General features: G+C 71.8%; 15 protein-coding genes. 6 read left to right on the top strand and 9 right to left on the bottom strand.

All coding sequences use genetic code 11. The annotated features are described in order from the left end of the window. Window positions 1-3 precede the first annotated feature (3 nt). The 7 genes from AB0M47_RS03375 to AB0M47_RS03345 all read right to left on the bottom strand — a co-directional run bounded on the left by AB0M47_RS03375 (window position 4) and on the right by AB0M47_RS03345 (window position 9,259). A complete protein-coding gene (locus tag AB0M47_RS03375) occupies window positions 4-900 on the bottom strand; it encodes an NAD(P)-dependent oxidoreductase (RefSeq protein ID WP_363407622.1) in 897 nt (298 codons plus the stop codon). Continuing rightward, a complete protein-coding gene (locus tag AB0M47_RS03370; protein WP_363407619.1) occupies window positions 897-1,634 on the bottom strand; it encodes a sugar phosphate nucleotidyltransferase in 738 nt (245 codons plus the stop codon). Before AB0M47_RS03370 ends, AB0M47_RS03375 begins: the two co-directional genes overlap by 4 nt. Before the next feature lie 114 nt (window positions 1,635-1,748). Continuing rightward, window positions 1,749-3,182 carry a hypothetical protein gene (locus AB0M47_RS03365; protein WP_363407616.1) on the bottom strand — a complete coding sequence of 478 codons (1,434 nt, stop codon included), beginning with the start codon at window positions 3,180-3,182 and terminating at the stop codon, window positions 1,749-1,751. Further along, complete coding sequence (gene pelF / locus AB0M47_RS03360) at window positions 3,179-4,720, bottom strand: GT4 family glycosyltransferase PelF (protein WP_363407613.1); 1,542 nt, start codon at window positions 4,718-4,720, stop codon at window positions 3,179-3,181. Before pelF ends, AB0M47_RS03365 begins: the two co-directional genes overlap by 4 nt. Beyond that, the gene (locus tag AB0M47_RS03355; protein WP_363407610.1) at window positions 4,717-6,879 is read right to left on the bottom strand and encodes a hypothetical protein; all 2,163 of its coding nucleotides are present in this window, start codon (window positions 6,877-6,879) and stop codon (window positions 4,717-4,719) included. Before AB0M47_RS03355 ends, pelF begins: the two co-directional genes overlap by 4 nt. 287 nt (window positions 6,880-7,166) lie before the next feature. Continuing rightward, window positions 7,167-7,925 carry an aminoglycoside phosphotransferase family protein gene (locus AB0M47_RS03350; RefSeq protein ID WP_363407607.1) on the bottom strand — a complete coding sequence of 253 codons (759 nt, stop codon included), beginning with the start codon at window positions 7,923-7,925 and terminating at the stop codon, window positions 7,167-7,169. 77 nt (window positions 7,926-8,002) lie between these two features. Further along, window positions 8,003-9,259: a type VII secretion protein EccE gene (locus AB0M47_RS03345; RefSeq protein ID WP_363407604.1), complete on the bottom strand. Its 1,257-nt coding sequence runs from the start codon at window positions 9,257-9,259 to the stop codon at window positions 8,003-8,005. A gap of 139 nt (window positions 9,260-9,398) precedes the next feature. Between AB0M47_RS03345 and AB0M47_RS03340 the strand changes: the two genes are divergently transcribed. The 4 genes from AB0M47_RS03340 to AB0M47_RS03325 are packed head-to-tail and all read left to right on the top strand — an operon-like array spanning window position 9,399 to window position 15,236. After that, window positions 9,399-11,162, top strand: a complete 1,764-nt coding sequence (locus AB0M47_RS03340) for a fibronectin type III domain-containing protein (protein WP_363407601.1) — start codon at window positions 9,399-9,401, stop codon at window positions 11,160-11,162. After that, window positions 11,159-12,109, top strand: a complete 951-nt coding sequence (locus tag AB0M47_RS03335) for a MoxR family ATPase (RefSeq protein WP_363407598.1) — start codon at window positions 11,159-11,161, stop codon at window positions 12,107-12,109. Before AB0M47_RS03340 ends, AB0M47_RS03335 begins: the two co-directional genes overlap by 4 nt. Before the next feature lie 2 nt (window positions 12,110-12,111). Beyond that, a complete protein-coding gene (locus AB0M47_RS03330; protein ID WP_363407595.1) occupies window positions 12,112-13,212 on the top strand; it encodes a DUF58 domain-containing protein in 1,101 nt (366 codons plus the stop codon). Further along, the gene (locus AB0M47_RS03325) at window positions 13,209-15,236 is read left to right on the top strand and encodes a transglutaminaseTgpA domain-containing protein (RefSeq protein WP_363407592.1); all 2,028 of its coding nucleotides are present in this window, start codon (window positions 13,209-13,211) and stop codon (window positions 15,234-15,236) included. Before AB0M47_RS03330 ends, AB0M47_RS03325 begins: the two co-directional genes overlap by 4 nt. A gap of 4 nt (window positions 15,237-15,240) precedes the next feature. Here the strand turns inward: AB0M47_RS03325 and AB0M47_RS03320 are convergent, their stop codons facing one another. Beyond that, window positions 15,241-16,677 carry a protein kinase gene (locus tag AB0M47_RS03320; RefSeq protein WP_363407589.1) on the bottom strand — a complete coding sequence of 479 codons (1,437 nt, stop codon included), beginning with the start codon at window positions 16,675-16,677 and terminating at the stop codon, window positions 15,241-15,243. A 97-nt stretch (window positions 16,678-16,774) separates the two neighbouring features. Here AB0M47_RS03320 and eccD point away from each other — a divergent pair, with 97 nt between their 5' ends. Then, the gene (gene eccD / locus AB0M47_RS03315; RefSeq protein WP_363407587.1) at window positions 16,775-18,145 is read left to right on the top strand and encodes a type VII secretion integral membrane protein EccD; all 1,371 of its coding nucleotides are present in this window, start codon (window positions 16,775-16,777) and stop codon (window positions 18,143-18,145) included. A gap of 5 nt (window positions 18,146-18,150) precedes the next feature. Further along, window positions 18,151-19,572 (top strand): type VII secretion protein EccB, encoded by a 1,422-nt coding sequence (gene eccB, locus AB0M47_RS03310; RefSeq protein WP_363407584.1) that lies wholly within the window; start codon window positions 18,151-18,153, stop codon window positions 19,570-19,572. A 24-nt stretch (window positions 19,573-19,596) separates the two neighbouring features. Here the strand turns inward: eccB and AB0M47_RS03305 are convergent, their stop codons facing one another. After that, the gene (locus AB0M47_RS03305; protein WP_363407581.1) at window positions 19,597-20,256 is read right to left on the bottom strand and encodes a response regulator transcription factor; all 660 of its coding nucleotides are present in this window, start codon (window positions 20,254-20,256) and stop codon (window positions 19,597-19,599) included. Window position 20,257: the final 1 nt, after the last annotated feature.

The raw sequence follows: 20,257 nt of genomic DNA, 5'->3' as shown, positions 1-20,257 counted from the left end.
CTTTCATGCGCCGGCCGATCCCGCCCACAACGCCTTGAGCGACTCGTCCAGGTCGTGCGCCGGTCGCCAGTCCAGAATCGACCCGGCGTGGCTGATATCGGCGCAGGTCCAGCTCACCTCGGCGGAGCGCTCCGAACTCGCGCCGGTCTCCTTGATCTCACCGGTGAACCCGGCCAGGCGAGCCAACGCCTGGACGGCGGCCCGCGTCTGCACCGCCCGGCCGCTGCCGACGTTGAGCACCCGGACCGGCAGCCGGGGCGCGAGGAGCGCGGCGGCGACCGCACTCGCCACGTCGCGGGCGTCCACGAAGTCGCGATACGCCGACAGCGGGCCGAACGTCATCGACGTCCATCCCCCCGAAACCGCTTGGCGCAGTTGCGTCGTGGCCCGGCCGAGCAGGCTGGCATCGCCCGATCCGGTGCCGATCGGGTTGAACACCCGCAGCGTCACGCCGTCGACTCGGCCGGCGGCGGCCGCCATGGACACCAGGTGCGTCGCCGTGAGGTGGCTGAGCCCGTACGCGCCGACCGGCTGGGCCGGATGCGTCTCGGTGACCGAATGATGGAACGGGATCGGCCCGTACTCGCCGGCCGAGCCGAGGCGTACCAGGCGGATCGGCGCGTTCGTCGCGGCGATGGCGTCGAGCAGTTTGGCCGTGACGACGGTGTTGGCGAGCACCAGGTCGGCGAGGTCCCCGTCCAGCCGCCCGGTGCAGTTGACGACGGCGGCCGGGTGCTCGTCGTTCAGCAGCCGCGTGATGTCGCCGACCGAGGCGTTGATCAGGTCGCACCGATCGCGGCCGGGACAGCTGACGTCGTTGAGCCGAGGGTGGTCCAGCAGTGCCCGGTGCACATGACCGCCGAGGAAGCCCGACGCGCCCAGCAGCAGGATTCGGTTCATCTCGCCTCCACCAGCGTGCGGACCGGTTCGGGCAGGAGCAGATCCTGCAACTCGGCGAAGTCCCGGTTGGCCACGTCGTAGTCATCGGGCCGGCCGATGTCGAGCCAGAAGCCGCCGAAGTCGTAGGTGGCCGGGAACTGCCGCCGGTCGATGAGGTCGAGGATGAGCCGGTCGAAGCCGAGCGCCTGGCCGAGGGCGTACGGCTGCAACGTGTCGCGGGACATGCCGTAGACGCCCATGCTGACCCGGTAGGTGAACGCCGGTTTCTCGGTGAATCCGACGACTTTGCGGTTCTCCAGGGTCAGCACGCCGAACTCGATGTGGGTCGTGCGCGGTGACGTGGCGACGGTCAGCGGAGCACCGCTGCGTTGGTGGGTGGTGAGCAGGTCGGCGTAGTTCAGGTCGGTCAGCACGTCGCCGTTCATCACCAGGAACGTCTCGGGGAGCCGTTCTCTGAGCCCGAACAGCGGCCCCACTGTGGACAGCGGACTGTTCTCCTCGGCGTAGTCGATGGAGATGCCCCAGCGTGACCCGTCCCCGGCGAACGCCCGGATGAGCCGGCCCAGGTGGTTGATCGCCAGGGTGGCCGAGGTGAAGCCGGCCCCGGCCAGCTGGCACAGGATGATGTCGAGGATCGAGTGGTTGTCGCCGATGGGTACCAGAGGTTTCGGCAATGCGGTCGTGTACGGCAGGAGCCGGGTTCCCTTACCGCCCGCCAGGATCACAGCGTGCACGGCGGACCTCCTTCGTCGTGTGCGGATGAGCCGTGTGCGGATGAGTCAGGTGCGGATGAGTCGCGTACGGCTGAGTCGTGTGCGGATGAGTCGCGTGCGGATGATCGGACGTCGTCACCGGTGCCCCCAGACCTGGCCGATCCGGCGGTACGCGGCGACCAGCGTCAGGAGCAGCAGAAGGGCCGTCGTGGCGGCGAACACCTCCGCGGCCCGCGCCGCCGACGCGCTGCCGGCCGCGGCGGTGAACGCGACCAGGCAGCCGAGCAGACTGACGCACAGCCACGCCTGCCGGCCGAGGTTGGCGAGCAGGAACGTCACGAAGTACGCGCCCGCGAGCAACACCGACGCGGCCGACATGGCCAGGACCGGCGGGCTGACCTTGCCGGCGACGGCGAGTGCCGCCACCAGCCCGGCCGCGAGCAGGCCGACACCGGCCAGGCACGTTCCCAGCCCGATCAGCATGAGCCGGTTGGCCCTGGCCGCGAACCGGTCGGGTCGGCCCACCTCGGCCAGCAACGCGTGCGCGCGGTCGCCGAAGCGATGCGCCTGCCATTCCACGATGCCCATCCCGGCGACCACCGGCAGCGCGCCGAGCGCGATGACCAGGTCGCCGGACAGCAGATAGGCCTGTGGGTAAAGGAAGTAGGCCGCCGTCAGGGCGGTGAACGCCACGACCAGGCTCAGCCGGCGGAGGTTCATCCGGATCATCGGCCACAGTGGCGGCTCAGGCCGGGCCTCGGGATGCGTCGTGGCGTGCAGCGCGGCGCCGAGCGTGAACGCGACCGCCGTCATCGCGAGGACCACCGCCGGCCCGAGCAGCCGGGGCCCGACGGTCAGGCAGAGGATCCCAGCCAGCGCGGCCGGCGCCATGGCGGCGAAGATCCACTGCTCGTGCCGGTAGAACACCAGCGTCGTCACGCTCATCTGATACGCCGTCAGCCCCACCGCGAGGATGATCGCGCCGCCGTTCCGCCCGACGACGAGTGCGCCGAGCAGTCCGCTGACCGGAAGCGAGGCCAGCGTCGACCACCGCAGAATCCGCCCGGCGGACTCGGGCCGGCCGACGCCGACCAGGTGATATCCGAGCCACGCCGCGCTGCCGCTCAACACCCAGCTCACCCAGCCGACCAGGAGGACTCCCCGCAGGAGCGCGCTTGCGCCGAGCATCGTCAGCACAGCCGGGAAGATCGCCGTGGGCAGCAGGTACAACGCCCCGTGGCCGAGATCGCGGGCGCCCCGGACCAGCGCCGGGGGAGCGGGCCGGTCGACCGGGGGCGGCGGACCGGCCCGGCGAAAGACCTCCTCGGCGAGCGCGAACACGTCGGCGTAGCCGAACTCCACCCGCGCCACCCGGTCGGTCACTCCGTCGGTCTCCAGCCAGGCGGCGATCTGCAGCGGGTCCACCGCGCGTACGGCGACCGCGCGGCTGCGCTCCACCAGGTAGTCCACCGGATCGGACCCGCTGATCCGCGCCAGCACGGAGCCGACGTCGGCCGTGGCGTCGTCGGCGGCCTGGCGCGCCCGCGGCATCAAAGCCCCGGCGCTCATGCGACCTCCTCGATGTGTGCCAACGGCACCCGGCCGATCACGCGTAACCGGGGCGCCGGCTGGACCGTGGCGACGGGAAGCAGCTGACGCTCTTGGGCCACGACAGCCGGCTGCGGCTGCGCCACCAGGGCCTCGTACACCTGCCGATAGGCGTGCAGCGAATCGGCCAGGGTGAACCACTGCGTGACCCGCTCCCGGGCGGTCCGCGCCATCCGGTGCCGCAGACCGTGATCGGTGAGGAGCTTCGTCAACGCGTCGGCGACGGCCAGCGGGTCACGCGGAGCCACGACGAAACCGGCGTCGGCCACCGCCTCCGACACGCCGCCGACGTTGGTGCAGACCATCGCCCGGCCGCACGCCATCGCCTCGACGACCGCCACCGGGAAGCCCTCGGAGATGCTGGTCAGGGTGACGACGGTGCCCGCGTGGTACGCCGTGACCGGCGAGTCCACCGAGCCCTCGAACGTGACCCACTGGGCGAGCCCGAGGTCTTCGGCCAGCTGCCGGCAGCTCGCGGCGTACGCCTCGTCACCGGGACCGGCGGCGCCGAAGATGCGCAGCCGGGCGCCCCGGACGCGGGTGCGCACGGTGGCGAACGCCCGGATGAGCGTGTGCACGTCCTTGAGCGGATTGATCCGGCCGAGGTAGACGACCGTCGGCACAGCCGGTTCGCCGTCGGCGACCGGGAACTGATCGAGTTCGACGCCGTTGTACATCGTCCAGATCCGGTCCGGATCAGCGCCGAACTGATGCTGCCAGCGCCGGTTGTAGTCGGAATGCGGGGCGAGCACGTCCGAGATCAGGTAACCGGCCGCGGCCACCGAGCGGAAGAACCCCAGCAGCAGCGTCCGCACCGCGGGCGGCGCGTCGGAGTCCATGTACTCGAGATACCGCTCACGCAGGTAGATGCCGTGCTCGCTCATGACGACCGGGGTGCCGTCGCGCCACTTGGCGGCCATCGCCACCAGCATGCTCAACCCGTTCATGGAGGCATGGACGAGATCGCAGCGCGGCGGTGGGGCGGCCAGCGGACGCAGCAGGTGACCGAGGACGTCGGCGGCGTACGCCGCCTCGGCCAGCTCCAGATCCCAGCCGCGCAGCTTCCGGGCGGCGTCGAGGAGCTGGCTGATGGACTGGTTCGTGGTGATGGCGGCGTACGGGTCGCCGCCGGCCGCCGCGAAGTCGTAGACCGCCCGCAAACCCAGCAGGAACCGGCTTTGCGACACCGCCGTGGCACTGGAGCGGATCTCCGGCGGCGTCAGCATCGCCGCGAGCAGCGTCTCGTACGCGGCGGCGAACCGCTCGGCCTGGGCGCCGGCCGGAGCCCGCCCCGGCCGCCTCGATCCCCAGACCGGTATCCGGTGCAGCGTGTCGAGGTTGGCCGGGGTGCTCCACAGCGGTCGTTCGGTGCCGTCCACGGTGAGCGCCACCATGTCCCACCGGTATTCGGGGAACCCCCGGATCAGCTGGTCGCACCAGGTGCTGACGCCGCCGACCGCGTACGGGTAGGTCCCCTCCGAGACGAGCGCTATCTTCATAGCCGGGGCCGCATCGACACGGTGAGCGGCGTGTTCGCCGCGAGCGTGAGCTGTGCCGAGACGTCGTTGCCATAGGTGGTGGCGCCGGCGGTCTGCGCGCCGCACAGCGTGAGGGTGCCCGCAGTGGGCGACGTCAGCGTGACCGTGACGGTCGCGGCGTCATACACGGCGTCCACACCGGCCCTGAGCTGCGCGAAGTGGGCTGTGCGGGCCTGGGCGTAGGCGGCCAGGGCGGGCCAGCCGGGGCTGAGCACCGGCACCGAGTAGTACGAGCTGTACTTGGCCAGCAGCTGCTGGGCCCAATCGGTGAGCAGCGTCTGGCCGCTGCCGTAGTCGCGCAGATTGCCGATGTGGAACGTGGTCGTGTAGGACGACCCGGCGGCGAGCCGCAGCAGCGCCTGATCGGTCTCGTACGCGATGATCTGGCTGTAGGTCAGGTTGGTCGACCAGTACGGGAACTTGCCGTTCGGCCCGTAGAACGAGTTGTAGAAGTAGGTCTCCTCGTCGGGCGTCGTCGAGAAGTACGCGATGTTCGTGGGCCAGTCCGGCACGATGCTCAGGTTCGGCGCCATCGGATGCGCGATCACGCAGTTGAAGCACGGCGGCTGGTGGCTCGGGAACGACATGTTGCCGTGCAGGTACTTCACCCCGAGGTCGGTGGCGGCGCGCAGCAGGTCGGGGTTGGAGGCGTTCAGCCCGAAGTCGGTGGGCGGGTCGACGTCGTTCGTGGCGTCCGGGTTGTAGACGCCCAGGCCCGAGTACTCCGGCGTCTTCAGCACGGTCCGGTCGACCGGCAACCCGAGCCGCTGGGCGACGGTGAGGTTCTGGCTGATCTCGGCCACGTTGGTGGCGTACGGGGTGGCGTTCATCTTCGGATGCGTCAGCGTGTGGTTGATCCACCGGAAGTTGTTGCGCAGGCAGCGGGTGGTGGAGGTCAACCGGTTGATGCCTCCGTTGGGGTAGCACTGGGAAGCGGCCGTGAGGTTGGCGTCGCCGCCGTTGATGGCCATGCCGAAGGTGAGCTGCGAGGCCAGCGGATAGGAGCTGCGCAGCCCGGTCTGCCGGAGGTACGCGTTGTACGCGTCGTGCCCGCTCATCTGGTAGCCCGGGTCGCTGTTGAGCTGACCGTTCGGCAACATCTCGTCGGAGGTGTTGAACCAGTCGTCCACGTCGATGTTGAGGTAGTGGCGCTGGTCGCCGAGGAACAGATCCTTGCTGGCCCAGCGGAACAGGCCGTAGGTCAGCAGGCGGGCCTGCAGCAGGTACTGGTTCGAGGTGAACGTGAGGGTCATCCGCTCGCGTCCGTCGGTGGAGGTGCTGCGTACGCCGACGACGTCGGACCCGATCTGCAGTACCGGCTGGGCGGCGCAGCCGGCCGCGAGCTGGTTGCGATAGACGTAGGACTGCAGGATCGGGATGTTCGCGGCCGGGTTGAGGTAGTCCAGCGCGGCTGCGCCGTCGGTCGTCAGGGTCGCGGTCAGGGCGGTGTCACCGACGCTGCCCTCGGTACGCGCGCGCAGGCAGTAGTCCTCCGGCCAGCTGCCGTAGCTGCCGTAGAGCGAGGCCTGGCGAACCCCGTAGTCCCGCTCGTACGCCCACAGCAGGTTCCACTCGTCGCCGGTCAGCCCGGCGGTGTATCCGCCGCCGTCGGAGTACAGCAGCATCGTGCTGGTGAGCAGGATCGCGTTGTACTTGCCGGTGCCGTCCGGCCGCACCAGCGTCGTGCTCGCCAACGGCGTGGTCGCCGTGTAGAGCACGTCGTACGCCGCGCCGACCTGGTCCAGCGTCGAGGTCCACGTCGGCACGCCGAAGTCGTCGCTGGAGGTGGCGACCACCAGCGCACGCAGGGCGACCTTCGCGGTGGCCGGGGTGGCCAGCGTCGACGCGCCGGCCTTCGGGCTGACGCGAGCGGACTTGTCGAGCTTGACGGAGCCGCCCTTCTTGGGCAGCGGGTTCGGGGCAGGCGTCTGAGGTGCGGCGACCGGCGGGTAGCCGACGATCGACGGCGCGACGACCGTCGTGCCCGTGGGGGACTTCGGGCGCGCGGCACCGGGGCTGGCCGTCGTGGACACGATCGCCAGCGCGGCCGCGATGGCCACGGTGAGCCATCGGGCCGCGTGCCGGCGCGGACGAGAAATGACTGCACGGCTCAATCGCACCGTGGGCTCCTTCAAACATGGATGAGGACGTTCGTCGGGCAGCCGCCATCGCACCCATGAATGGGTGGGGCGACAAAACTCCCGAGACGCGCAAATAGGCAAGGTTGGTCGGAAGACGATGCTGTCAGACAGCTCGGACGAAACGTCCGAACAATTCCGAGGGGTTACCTATTCGTACGAACTTTGGTCCGCACCCGACGCCGTGGCACGTTCTGGCACGTTTGCGCAGCGCTGACTCTTGTCACGCCCGTGACACGGTTCGGCCGATGCCTGTCGTGCCGGGCGTCCTACATCTGCGCTCTCAGCACGTCGATCTCGCAGCCGGGCGCGCTCGGGTCGAAGCCGTGTTCGGCCAGCCAGCGGATCGCCAGCAGGCAGCGCATGGACCACCACGCGCGGATCACGTCGCGATCGGCGTCGCCGTAGCCCGCGAGGACGTCGTCCAGGTGTTCAGGATGTCCGAGGGTCAGACTGGCGAGGTCGAAGAGGGCGTCGCCCGGAGCGGCCTCGGACCAGTCGATCACGCCGGTGATCGTGTCGCCCTCGGCGAACACGTGGGCCACGTGCAGGTCGCCGTGCGTGAACGCCGGGGTCCACGGCCGCAGCACGGTTTCGGCGATCCGGCGGTTGTGCGTGACGACGTCTGCGGGAAGCACGCCGGCGGGAAGCGCCTCGGTGGCGAGGAGCCACTCGCATTCGTCCTCGAGGTCCGCGGCGAGCTTGTCGACGCTCCGGCCGGGCCACGGCGGAAGCGGCGCGTCGTGCAGCGACCGGATGGCGGCTCCCGCCGCCGCCCAGGCCGCCGGGGACGCGGTCGACGGCCGGCCCAACGTGCCGAGGGTGGTGCCGCGAAGGGCGGCGAGGGCGAGCACAGGCGGCTTTCGCCACAGGATCCGGGGAGTCGGAATCGGCGCCAAGGTCATCGCCTCGACCTCGGCATCGAGGCGCGTCCGATCGGCGTCGATCTTCAGGAAGACCTCGCCGACCCGCAAGGTCGCGCGCTCGTTGTGCGCGATGACGACTTCGACCTCATCCACGGCGACCATTGTCCCGAGGATGCGACCCGGCGTCGCCCGGTTTTCGCCCTTCAGACGCCACGATCGACTGCGGCACTCGGTCCGCCTCAGCGGTCCGGCCCGCCGATCGGCAGCGTCGCGGCCACACCCTTGCCATGGCGCCCGTCCAGACGCTCGACCTCGACCCCGCGCTCGCCGGCGATCCGTTCAAACTCGACGGCCGCCTTCTCCACCGCGCCGTGATCGAGCGCTGCGAGGCGTACCACCGCTTCCGTCACCGCTTCGGCCCGGCCCGGCCGCCGGTGCGCCGTCACGGCCAGCGTGACAGCGACCCCGGGCGCCAGGACCGGCAGCTGATCGACGAGCGCTGTGGCATCACCGATCCGGAACGTGATCTGAGTGATCGGGCCGCTGCGCCAATGACGCCAGGTCTCCCGGATCTGGCCGCGTCCGGCGTTGACGTGCGCCAGCGCCGCGAGCGTACTGAGCACCTCGTGTTCGACGAGGACTCGTGCGGGCAGGCCCTCCTGGCGAAGCCGGCGCAGGACCCGCCGAACCGCGTTGCTGAGGACGCGGTGCACGTCCGGATCACGGTGGACGTCGACCGTGCGCCTCGCCTCAAGCGCGATCCAGGTCCGAGGTGGACGGCTGCGGTCGGTCCCGGCATGCCGCACGACCTGCACGGCGAACGCGACAGCCTCGCCCGCGCCGGGCAGCAGGTCGGTAGCGGACGGAATCGCGCCGGGCTCGCCGGTCGGCTGGAGGACGGCGGTCGCTCCGGCGGCGCGGCTCACCATGAACAGCTCACCCGGGACGGTCACCGCCTCGGGCGCCAAGAACCGCAACAGCGCCGCTCCGGCCTGGTCGGTCAGGTCACGGTCGCGGTCACGGCGCACGAAACCAAGCCAAAGCACAAGCCACTGGTACGCCCGGCGGCCGCGTACCGGGATCGCGGTGACCGCGATGAACGCCGCCGCCACGGTGATCATCGCGATGGCCAGCGGCCACGGCTGACGGAGTGCGACGACCCCCGCGATCAGTCCGAGCTGCCAGCACATGATCTGGATCAGCACCGCCCGGCGGGGACGGCGTACGCCGGGCGACACGACGGCGGGTGCCGGACTCGGCCGCATGGTGGCTGCCGGCTGCTGTTCGACGGGAGCGGGCAGGGCAGCGGCAGCGGCCTGAGCGGCGGCCAGCGCTGCGTACGCCGCCTCGCGAGCTTCGGCTCGGGGTGCGGCCAACGCCTGCGCCTGCACGCTATACGCGGCGTCCACATCGGTGGCCGGGCGCGCCTGCTGGACGGGCAGCGACGGCCCGGCCGCGAGATTCTCCGCGCTCTGTGCCCACCCGGCGCCTGTCACGGAGCACACTATCCGGCCGGATCAGGCGACCGGGCGACCGATGGCACGATGCTGCCAACCCGCGCCGGCGATCATCTACTGTGGGCACAATTCGACCTACGATCGACTCCGGCTGTGGGAGCAGATGTGGGGGCCCGCGATGACCACGGATGAGACGCCAGGACCCGGCAGGCTGGCCGGGATGCGGCCCCGGCTCGTGGTGGCGGTCTTGGTCCTCGCGTCGGCCGGACTGCTCGGGCTGGTGCTGACCGACCGGTCGCCCGCCGCCAGCAACCTTGAGTTCGCCCAGGCGGGCCACTGGGTCTACAACGACAGCCGGGAGACCGCGTATCACGTCGACGGCTCGACCAATCAGGTCGACGTCCAGGTCACGGTGCCCGGCGGCGAGGCGGGCAGCCTCGTGGCGCAGGGGGACCAGTCGGGCTACGTGGTGGGACGGTCCCGGATCACCGAGTTCGACAAGTCGACGCTGACCGTGGAGGCGAGCCAGACTCCGCCGGCGACCGAGCGCCCGGAGGTCATCGAGGTCGCGGGCGGCCCGTATCTGGTCTACCGCAACGCCGGTCAGGTAGTGCGGCTCGGCGATCCGACCGCGACGGTCCCGGCAGGCGGCCCGCTGTCCCGGCCCGCAGTGACCAGCCACGGTTCGATGTGGCTGCACCGGATCGACACCGGTTCGCTGTGCGAACTGGCGTCCGGCGCGACCCGGATGACCTGTGTGGCGCAGGTGGCTCAGGGCCACACCGGCTCGGTGACGATTGTGGACGATCGACCGGTGCTGGTCGACACCACCGCGGACACCTTGCAGACCTTCGGCAAGGAGGGGTTCGGCAAGGCGGTGCCGATCGGCGTCGACCTGCCCTTGACGGCGCAGGTCGCCGGCGGCGTGGCCGCCGGTCGGCTCGCGATCGTCGACCCCGAGCGCGGCCAGCTGCATCTGATCGACACGGCCGGTCTGCAGAGCCGCCCCGTCGCCAAGCCCGTGGCCGTCGACCTGCCCCCGGGCGGCCGCTTCGCCGATCCCGTCGCGACTCCGCAGGTCATCGCGGTTCTCGATCAGGTCAACAACGAGCTGACCACCTACGACAGCTCCGGCGTCGTCCGCAGCCGGGTGCCGTTGGTGGACGCCATGACGTCCGAACCGGTCCGGGGTGAGGACAACCGCATCTACCTCGACGGCGCCGACGGCACCCATGTGCTGGTGGTCAACGGGGAGAACGGCGTCGTGACCAAGGTGGCGGTGGGCGGCACGTCGCCGCACCCGACCACGACCTCGACGCCGCCCAGGCAGACCCCGACCACCGGGACCAGCACCGCCCCGGGCCAACCCGGCGGGGCCTCCGTGCCGGGCGCGCCCCGCAACGTGACCGCCACGGCCGGGGACCGTACCGCGACCGTCCGGTGGTCGCCGCCCGCCTCGAACGGCTCGCCGGTGACGGCGTACCGGCTGTCCTGGCCGGGCGGGTCGACCCGGGTCGGCGGCTCGGCCACGTCCGCCACGGTGAGCCTGGCCAACGGGACGACCCACGTCATCACGGTGACCGCGGAGAACGGGTCCGGCCGTGGTCCCGGCACCGGCGTCCGAGTCACGATGCCCTCGCCGGCCGCCGGGAAACCGGTGATCACCGTGCAGGTGCCCAGCGTGTGGTTCGGAACCCGGCCGATCACCGTGGTCTGGGCCCGTCCGGCCCTGCACGGAGCCACCTTGGTGCACTACGTTGTGAAGGTGCCCGACCAGCCCGATCAGACGGTGACGACCGAGAAGGCCACCTACGCCAACATCTTCAACACCACGGCGGCCATCACGGTCACGGTGTACGCGGTGACGCGCTACGGATCCGGGTCGCAGATCAAGGGCGGGACCGGCAGCGCGCTGATCCCCGCCGTCGTGCCGATGCCATGACGGCCCCCGGTGACGCGTACGACCTGATCGCCGGCAACGTGCAGCAGGTGCTGCACGGCAAGCCGGACGCGGTGCGGCTGGCCGTGACGACGCTGTTCGCCGAGGGCCACCTGCTCATCGAGGACGTGCCCGGCGTCGGCAAGACCACGCTCGCCCGGTGCCTGGCCGCCAGTGTCGGCGGCGCGTGGAATCGGATCCAGTTCACCCCGGATCTGCTGCCCAGCGACATCACCGGCGTGATGGTGTATCACCAGAGCACCGAGCAGTTCCAGTTCCACCCGGGCGGGATCTTCGCGCACGTGGTGCTGGCCGACGAGATCAACCGAGGGACGCCGAAGACCCAGGCCGCGCTGCTGGAGGTGATGGCGGAGAACCGGGTGACGGTCGACTCGGTGGGCCATGACGTCCCGCGCCCCTTCATGGTCGTGGCGACGCAGAACCCGATCGAGATGGAAGGCACCTATCGGCTGCCGGAGGCCCAGCTCGACCGATTCCTGATGCGACTGTCCATCGGCTACCCCGATCATGACGCCGAGACCCGGGCCGTCCAGGGCGACCGAGCCGGGATCTCGCCCCACCAGCTGGAGCCGGTGCTCTCCCTCGACGAACTCCAGCAGGTGATCACCACCGTGCGGGCCGGTCACGTCGACCCCGAGGTCGTCTCGTACGCGGTCCGGCTGGCCGCGGCGAGCCGGGAGCACCCGCACGTGCGGTACGGCGCCAGTCCCCGGGGAAGCATCGCTCTGATCCGGGCGGCGCAGGCGTTCGCCGCCACGCATGGGCGCGACTTCGTGACCCCGGACGACGTGAAGGACATGGCCCGGCCGGTGCTGCACCATCGGCTGGTGCTCACCCCGGAGGCGGAGCTGCGGCAGCGGCAGGCCGACGACATCGTGGCCGAACTGCTGGCGGACACGGCGGTGCCGACGGCCCTGGCCGGCCGGTAGCCGTGCGGCTCACGCGTCGTGGCGTGGCCCTGCTCGCCGGTGGGATCGGCTGCTACCTGCTGGGCGAGTACGCCGGGTTCGCCATGGTGCGGATGATCGGCGGGGCCGCCGTCGGCGCGGTGTCGCTGGCGTTGCTGCTCGCCCGATTCCGCCCGGCGGTCCAGATCAGCCGGACCGTCGATCCCGAGCGGGTCGAGCGAGGGCGGCCCGCGTTGGCAACGCTCGTCGTGCGCAACCCCGCGCACCGGTGGCTGGCCGCGTTCACCGTCGAGGACCGCGTGGGCGCCGAGACCCGCCGGATCCCGGTCAGATCGCTGGCTCCGGGAGCGCAGGCGGCGTACCACTATGAACTGCCGACGGGCGTGCGTGGCCGTCATGCGCTGGGCCCGCTGAGCTTGTCCTGGAGTGACCCGTTCGGCCTGGTCCGGACCGCGTACAGGCTCGGCGGTGACGCGGAGCTGTGGGTCGATCCGCGGCGGCATCGGGTCCGAGCCGGCCGGGCCGGACATCCGCGGCACCATGACGACGGCCCGGCCGCCGATCGCCTCGTACGCGGATCGGTGGACCTGCGGGCGATCCGCGAGTACGTGGTCGGTGACGAGGTACGCCACCTGCATTGGAAGGCGAGCGCCCGGACCGGCCGCCTGATGGTCCGCGAGTACGCCGACCCCGTCGAGGCCCGGTTGACGGTGTTGCTCGATACGCGTGCGGGCGTGCTGAGCGCTGAGCAGTTCGAGGAGGCCGTGGAGGTCGCCGCGTCCCTCGTGTACGCGACCCTGACCGCCGGCCAGCCCTGCCGCCTGGTCACCTCCTCCGGAGTCGACTCCGTTGTGGACGGTGAACTCCGCCAAGCCCGGCTGTTGCTGGATCCGTTGTGTCTGGCCGATCAGGACGCACCGGACTCCGCACCGCTCGTTCCCGAGCGGCTCGGCGCCACGCGCCCGGTCGGTGCGCTCGTCGTGATCGGCGGGCCGGACGACGTCGTCGAGCGGTGGCGACCGGACACCGTGATCCGGTTCAGCGGCATCGAGCCGGCCGCCGGGGTGATCGCGGCGACGGATGCCGCCGACGCCGTGGGGCAATGGAACGCGGGGATCGGATGACCGGAGCGTCCGGTCGGCCGAACCGGCTCGCACTGGTGGGACTGCTGGGGTCCACGGCGACCGCTGGGCTGTTGTTCGCGCCGGTGTTCGGGCTGCGAGCCTTGATCGCGCCGGTGCTCGCGGTGGCCCTGGTGTGTTATGGCGGCGTCGAGCTCACCCTGCGCCGGCCGAAGCTGGCGGCGGTGCGGCCGCTGCTCCTCGTGACGGCCGGCGGGCTGGCGGCGTGGGCGACCGTGTCGCCGTCCGGTACGCCGTTGCAGACGCTGCGCCACGGCGTCACCGACAGCTGGCGGCTCACCCTGGAGTCCACCTGGCCGGCTCGGCCGGACGCCGAGCTGCTCCTGTTCGTACCACTGGCCGTGTTGCTGGCCGGGCTCCTGGGCGTGGAGATCCTGCTGTGGATCGGGCCCGCTGTCGCAGTGCTGCCCGGGCTGGCCCTCGTCGTGCTCGCGCAGGCGTACCAGTCGCTCGACGGACCATCGGCGGCGCTCGCCGTCGCCTGCTACGCCGCGCCGGCCGCCCTCCTGTTCTGGACCGGCCGCCCGCCACCCGTCGTCATCGGGGCAGCCGTGGTCGCCATGCTGTTCGGCTCGGTGGGATTCGGTGTCCTGGATCCGGCCGGGCGGGATGCGTACCAGTTGAAGGAAAGCCAGGGCGTGGCACCGCCGCCGACCCGCGTGGCCAACCCGTTGAGCGAGATCGCGCAGCGGCTCGCCGATCCTGATCGGGAGGTGTTCCGCTACCGGTCCGACGGGCCGGTCGACCGGTGGCGGCTGGTGGTGCTGGACGGATTCGACGGCGCGAACTGGTACGCGACCGCGCGGATGCTGCGGATGGGCGCCCCGATGGGCGCGCCCGACGGCGATCTCACCCGAAGCGCCGACGTGCGGGTGAGCGGACTGTCCAGGCCGTGGCTGCCGAGCCAGGCGATCCCGCGCGGGGTGGACGGGCTCGTCCCGCTGGTCGATCAGACCGCCGGCACGCTGCTACTCGACCGAGCCGGGCCGGTGACCTACCGGCTGACCTGGTCGGAACCGGTCTCGCTCGGCGCGGGCACATTGGACACTCAGGCCGCCGGCGGGTTCGGCGGGCTCGGCGTCGTCCCGGCCGGCATCGACCAGCAGGCCGAGGTGGCGACGCGGGGCCTGCGCCCGACCCTGCAGGCCGCGCTGCAACTGGAGCGCTACTTGAGTGTGAACTATCAGTTGGCCGCCGGTACTGACCTGCCGACCGGGCATGGCTGGCCCCAACTGCGCAACTTCCTGCTCGACAGCAGGCGCGGCACGAGCGAGCAGTTCGCCGCCGCCTTCGTCGTGCTGGCCCGGATGTCCGGCATCCCCGCCCGGCTCGTCGTCGGCTATCGCGGCGGCGTCGACGCCGGCGGGGGTCTCCACATCGTCCGCAACGGCGATGTGCTGGCCTGGCCGGAGGTGGCGGTCGAGGGCGTCGGCTGGGTGCCGCTCGATCCGACCGCGCGAGCCACCGCCGCGTCGTCCAGTGGCGGACTCGCGGCTGCGGCAGCCAAGGCCCGCGATCAGCTTCCGGCCGAGGACGAGCTGCGCGCCGCTCCGGAGGCCGAACAGACGCCGCCGGTCCAGGCCCAGGATCAAGGGCGGAGTTGGCGACCGCTCACGGCTGTGCCGCCCAGCCTGGCTCTACTGTGGATTTTAGTGGTACGCACAACGAAGCGTGTCCGCACCTGGCTGCGCCGTCGCCGGACGGGTGCGGCAGGAGTGCTCGCCGCCTGGGCGGAGGTACGCGACCGGCTGGCCGAACACCGGGTGCCGTATCGCGCCGGGATGACGCCTCGCGACCTGGCCGCCGAGGTGTCCGATGAAGACATCGCTCAGCCCGTCCGCCGACTGGGCGCCATCATGGACCGGACACTGTGGTCGCCGGACCCCCACGCCGACGCGAAGAGCGCCTGGGATTCCGTCGACCTCGTCCGCCGGGGACTGGCCCACCGCAGCCTGCGGGCGCGACTGCGCGCGGCGCTCGATCCGCGTACGCTCGCGCGCCGGTGACGCGTCAGAGTTTGCAGCGCGCCCCACGGATCGGGAGAGCCTCGCTGGTCCAGATCTGCCGTCCGTCGGTGGCTCGCACCTGGAAGCAGTATTTGCGATCCGGATCGACCGGCACTGTCAGCGTACGGTCGCGGCGGGCGACGAGGACCATCGTGTCGATCTGCTCGCCCGCGACCACCACGGCGAAGTCCAGGTCGCCTTCGGCGCTCCAGGTCAGCCGCACCTTGCGGCCCAGATCGGCAGGCTGGGCGAGCACGACTCGCGGCGCGGCCGACGGCGAGACCTGGGGGGAGCTGCCGGCGGCGACGGTCGACGGGTTCGCCTGCGAGGGCGACTGCTGATCGTCCAGCACCATCGGCAGGACGGTGACGAGGCCGACCGCCACCGCACCGAGCCCGACGAGCAGACCGTGCTGGGGCTTGAACCGCCGCCGTGGCGTCCGGGGCTCGGCGGTCGTGTGGATGAGCGTACGGCCGCCGATCGTGGGCGGGGGAGCTGCTTCTTCGGTAGGGACGACGACGTCGGGGATAGGGACGGCGGGACTGGCGACGGCAGGGGTGGCGAGGACGGCCGGGCTCGGGTGCGCCGTGGTGGGCGTGCTTCCGGCGAAGTCGTCGAAGTCGAAGTCGTCGTCCGGGACGGCCGGCCGGATCTGCAACCCGTGCAGCATTGCGGCCACCTCGGCGGCGTTCGCGGGCCGGTCCGCCGGGTCCTTGGCCAGCAGCCGCCCGACCAGTTCGGACAGTACGCCTGGAGCGTCGTGCACGACCGGCGGCGGTTCCCGCAGCACCTGCAGGATCCGCTCGCTCGTCGCCTGCCCGGTACGCCGCGGAAACGGTGGCGCACCCGTCAGCATCGCGTACAGCACAGCGCCCAGGCCGTACAGATCGGACGCGGGGGAGCGCAGATTCTCGCGCAGCGTCTCGGGAGCGGTGTATTCCAGGGCGTGCACCGGATCGCGCGGGAACCGGTCGCGCAACACCACTCCGAAGTCGCCGACGACGACCTCGCCGGAGCGCCGATAGAGCACGTTGTGCGGCGTGACCGCGCCGTGCGTGATGCCCACCCGGTGGGCGGCGGCGAGCGCGTCGGCGATCGCCGAGCCGGCGTCGACCACATCGGCCAGGCTCAGCGAGCCCAGCGTGCTTGCCAGGGAACCCGAGCACAGCTCCATGCGTACGCCGGACCGGCCGTCGGACGTCTCGACGACATCGTCGACGCCCAGGATCGCCCGGCACCGCAGACTGTCCAGCGCCCGTCGCTCCCGGTCGAACCGAGCGGCGGTGTCCCGGTCGAACCGGTCGGCGAAGACCTTGACGGCGACCTCCGCGCCCGCCAGATGGCCCGCGTAGACCGTGGCGACCGGCCCGGTAGCCAGCACACGCGGGGCGATGACGGAGCCGATGTCCATGAGTCCATACTCCACCGTTGGCACTGCCACGCGCCGACCGTAGGCCCCCGGCGAAGCCGCGGGCGCGGGGCGGCAGCTTGCTGCCAGGAGGCCCGCGCACCGGGCGGCACCGTCGAAGCTTGCTCGCATGCAGACCACCGGCCTGGTCAAGGTCACCATCGCGGCGCCCCGACGCCGCCTGGACATGGCGTTGCCCGAGCAGGCCGCGATCAGTGAGATCCTGCCCGGCCTGCTGGCCCGGGCCGGTGAGGGGCTGGCCGACGACGGGGTGCCCGGCGGCTGGCTGCTGCGCCGGGCCGACGGCACGGTGTGCGAACTGGACCGAACCCTTGCGGCGCACCGGATCCGCGACGGTGAGATCCTGCAGCTGACGCCCAGCCAGACCGAGTGGCCCGAGCTGGAGTACGACGATCTCGTCGACGCCATCGCCACCGGATCGCAGGGCACCGGCCGCGCGTGGGGACCCCGGCACACCCGGCACGCCGCGTTGACGATCGGCGCGGCGGCCCTGCTGACCGGCCTCGTCGCGGTGCTACGCGCCGGATCGCCGTGGACGTCGCCCGCGCTGTGGGCGCTCGGGGTCGCCGCGATCCTGCTGGCCGCCGCCGTCGTGCTGGCCCGGGCCGTCGGCGACGCCGGGGTGGGTGCGGTCCTGGCGGCGACCGCGTTGCCGTACGCGTTCGCCGGCGGCGGCCTGGTGCTCGCCGGGGCCACCCCGATGACCGGGTTGTCGGCCGGGCATCTGCTGCTGGCGGGCGCGGCATTGCTGCTCGCCGCGCTGGTCGGCTATCTCGGGGTGGCCGCCGCCGCGCCGGTCTTCGCCGGGGCGGCCGTGCTCGGGCTGCTCACCGTGGCCGGGGCCTGGCTGGCCAGCACCGACACCCTGACGACAGCCGAGGCGGCCGCGGTCCTCGCCGCGATCGTGCTCGCCCTGTCGACGGCGTACGCACCACTGTCGCTGCGCCTCGGCCGGGTGCCGATGCCGATGCTGCCCCGGTCGGCCGCCGACCTGATCCGCGACGATCCGCAACCGTCCCTGGAACTCGTGCACGCCGCCGTCGTACGCGCCGACGCCCTGCTCACCGGGATGCTGGCCGGATCGAGTGCGGTCCTGGTGGCCTGCCAGATCGTCCTGGTACGCAGCGGCAGCACCGCCGGGGTGGTGCTGGCCGCCCTCGTCGGCGTCGGGCTGCTGCTCCGGGCCAGGCTGTATCCGATCCTGCATCAGCGGATCCCGATGCTGATCGCCGCCGTGCTCGGACTGGGCTGCCTGGTCGCCGGTCCGCTGATGGGCGACCGGACGACCTTGCTCGCCGTCGCCGGACCGGTCGTCCTCGCGCTCGGGGCGACCGTGATCGCCACCGGGGTGGCCCGCAAGCACAGTCCCTACCTGAGCCGGTTCGCCGAGTACGCCGACATGCTGGTGATGGCCGCGATCGTGCCGGTCACCTGTGCGGTGCTCGGTCTGTACGCGTACGTGCGTGGGCTGGGGGGCTGAGGCTGATGGCGTCCAAACGCGACCAGCTGCAGGCGTACCAGTTCCTGATCCAGCGGGCCACCTCGGCGCTGGTGCTGCGGGAGACCGATCCCGAGCAGCTTCCGTTCCGCCGCCCGGCCGCCGCCTCGTACGCCGGCGTCGCGCTGGCGATCATCGCGCTGGCCTGCTTCGGCGTCTACGGCATGATCGTGCCCGGCGGGGCGAACACCTGGCGGCAGGACAACGTCGTCATCGTCGAGAAGGAGACCGGCACCCGCTACGTCTGGACCCAGGGGCGGCTGCATCCGGTCACCAACTACGCCTCCGCGCTGCTGCTGGTCGGCACGCACGGCAAGACCGAGCGGGTGTCTCGTGACTCGCTGGTCGGCGTACCCCGGGGTCCCCGGCTCGGCATCCCCGACGCGCCCGACGCGCTGCCCGGAGCTGATCGGCTGCTCACCGGAGCCTGGTCGCTGTGCTCGTCGCCCGCGACCGACGTGACCGGCGGCCGGGTCGACGAGTCGGTGCTGCTCGTCGGCACCGCGCCCACCGGCGGCTGGAGTCTCGGCGAACAAGCCCTGCCGGTGCAGCTCGCCCCCTCCGGCGAGCGATTCCTGATCTGGCGCGGCCACCGGCATCCCCTCAACGACTACGCCACGGTCGGCGCCGGTCTCGCCCTGACCACACTGCCCTGGGTACGCGTCGGCCAGGCGTGGCTGGACGTCGTGCCGTCGGGCGCCCCGATCGAGCCGATCGCGACACCCGACGCGGGCCGACCGTCCACCGCGATCGCGGGCCGGACCGACCTGCGGATCGGGGCGCTGCTGGTCGTGCAAGCCTCCGGTGGGAAGCAGTACTACCTGGCCGAACGGGACACCTTGCGGCCGATCACCGAGCTGCAGTACGACATTCAGCGCGCGTACCCGCCGACGCTGGCCGCCTACCCCGGCGCCGAGCCGTACGCCATCGACCTGGCGCCGTCGTCGGCCGCCGCCGCGCCGCAGCCGAGCCCGGTCACCGACCCCGCCCCACCGGCGCGGCCGGAGATCGCTCAGCTGCCCGGCCGGGAGGCGACGGTCTGCACCACGTTCGCGCCCGGCGAAGCGATTCCCCGGTTGACGGTGGACCCGGCGTTGCCCCCGGCCGACCCGATGGCCGTCACGATCCGCCGGACCAGCACCGGAACCCCGCTGGCCGACCGGGTCTACGTGCCGCCGGGCTGGGCCGCCGTCGTGGAGGCGATGCCGTCCCCGCAGGCCCTCGCCGGAACGCTCACGGTGATCACCGACCTGGGCCGCCGATATCCGGTGGCCAGCCCTGAAGTGCTCGGCATGCTCGGCTACCGGGCCGATCGTGCGGTACGCCTCCCGGCCAGCCTGGTGGCGAGGCTGCCCGACGGGCCGGGACTCGACCCCGAGGCCGCCCGGCGGCAGTCGCTGAGCGGCTGAGATCGCGGTGCGACAACGGCCCGGTCAGGGTGCGATCAGATAGCCGAATCCGCGCACCGTATGGATCACCGCAGGTTCGCGCAGCTTGTGCCGCAGCTGGCCGATCACCACGTCCAGGACGTTCGACGCCGGGTCCGCCATCTCGTCCCAGGCGTACGCGACCAGCTCCTGCCGCGAAACGGGCTGCCCCGGTCCGGCCATCAGCCGTTCCAGGATCAGGAATTCCTTGCGGGCCAAGGTCAGCAGTACGCCGTCCCGAGTCACCCGATGCCGGCTTCCGTCCAGCTCCACATCGCCGCAGCGCAGCACCGCCGGCCGCCCGGACGTGCTGCGCCGGCACAGACTGCGTACGCGGGCGACCAGCTCCGCCATCGCGAACGGCTTGACCAGGTAGTCGTCGCCGCCCAACCGCAGCCCGTCGACCCGGTCGGCCTCGCTGTCGCGGGCGGTCAGGAACAGCACCGGCAACTGCCAGCCCTCGCCGCGCCGGCGATGGACATAGGCCAGCGCGTCCCCACCCGGCAGCATCCGGTCGAAGACCGCGCAGTCATAGGTGTTCACGAACAACGCTTCGTCGGCGGCGGGCAGGTCGGCCGCGCTGTCCACCGCGAATCCGGCACCTCGCAGCGCCACCTCGAGGGCGAGCCGGAGATTGCCGTCGTCCTCAATGATCAGCACCCGCACG

This window comes from Hamadaea sp. NPDC051192, assembly GCF_040682475.1.
Classification (GTDB): Bacteria; Actinomycetota; Actinomycetes; order Mycobacteriales; family Micromonosporaceae; genus Hamadaea; species Hamadaea flava.
The sequence above is the reverse complement of the archived record's forward strand: the minus strand, read 5'-3'. Positions and strand labels throughout refer to the sequence as shown.

Bases quoted from the DNA above. Each gene is read 5' to 3' on its own strand.
- AB0M47_RS03365 (WP_363407616.1), bottom strand. From the start codon at position 3,182: ATGAGCGCCGGGGCTTTGATGCCGCGGGCGCGCCAGGCCGCCGACGAC.
- AB0M47_RS03375 (WP_363407622.1), bottom strand. From the start codon at position 900: ATGAACCGAATCCTGCTGCTGGGCGCGTCGGGCTTCCTCGGCGGTCAT.
- AB0M47_RS03325 (WP_363407592.1), top strand. From the start codon at position 13,209: ATGACCGGAGCGTCCGGTCGGCCGAACCGGCTCGCACTGGTGGGACTG.
- eccB (WP_363407584.1), top strand. From the start codon at position 18,151: ATGGCGTCCAAACGCGACCAGCTGCAGGCGTACCAGTTCCTGATCCAG.
- AB0M47_RS03350 (WP_363407607.1), bottom strand. From the start codon at position 7,925: ATGGTCGCCGTGGATGAGGTCGAAGTCGTCATCGCGCACAACGAGCGC.
- AB0M47_RS03340 (WP_363407601.1), top strand. From the start codon at position 9,399: ATGACCACGGATGAGACGCCAGGACCCGGCAGGCTGGCCGGGATGCGG.
- eccD (WP_363407587.1), top strand. From the start codon at position 16,775: ATGCAGACCACCGGCCTGGTCAAGGTCACCATCGCGGCGCCCCGACGC.
- AB0M47_RS03335 (WP_363407598.1), top strand. From the start codon at position 11,159: ATGACGGCCCCCGGTGACGCGTACGACCTGATCGCCGGCAACGTGCAG.
- pelF (WP_363407613.1), bottom strand. From the start codon at position 4,720: ATGAAGATAGCGCTCGTCTCGGAGGGGACCTACCCGTACGCGGTCGGC.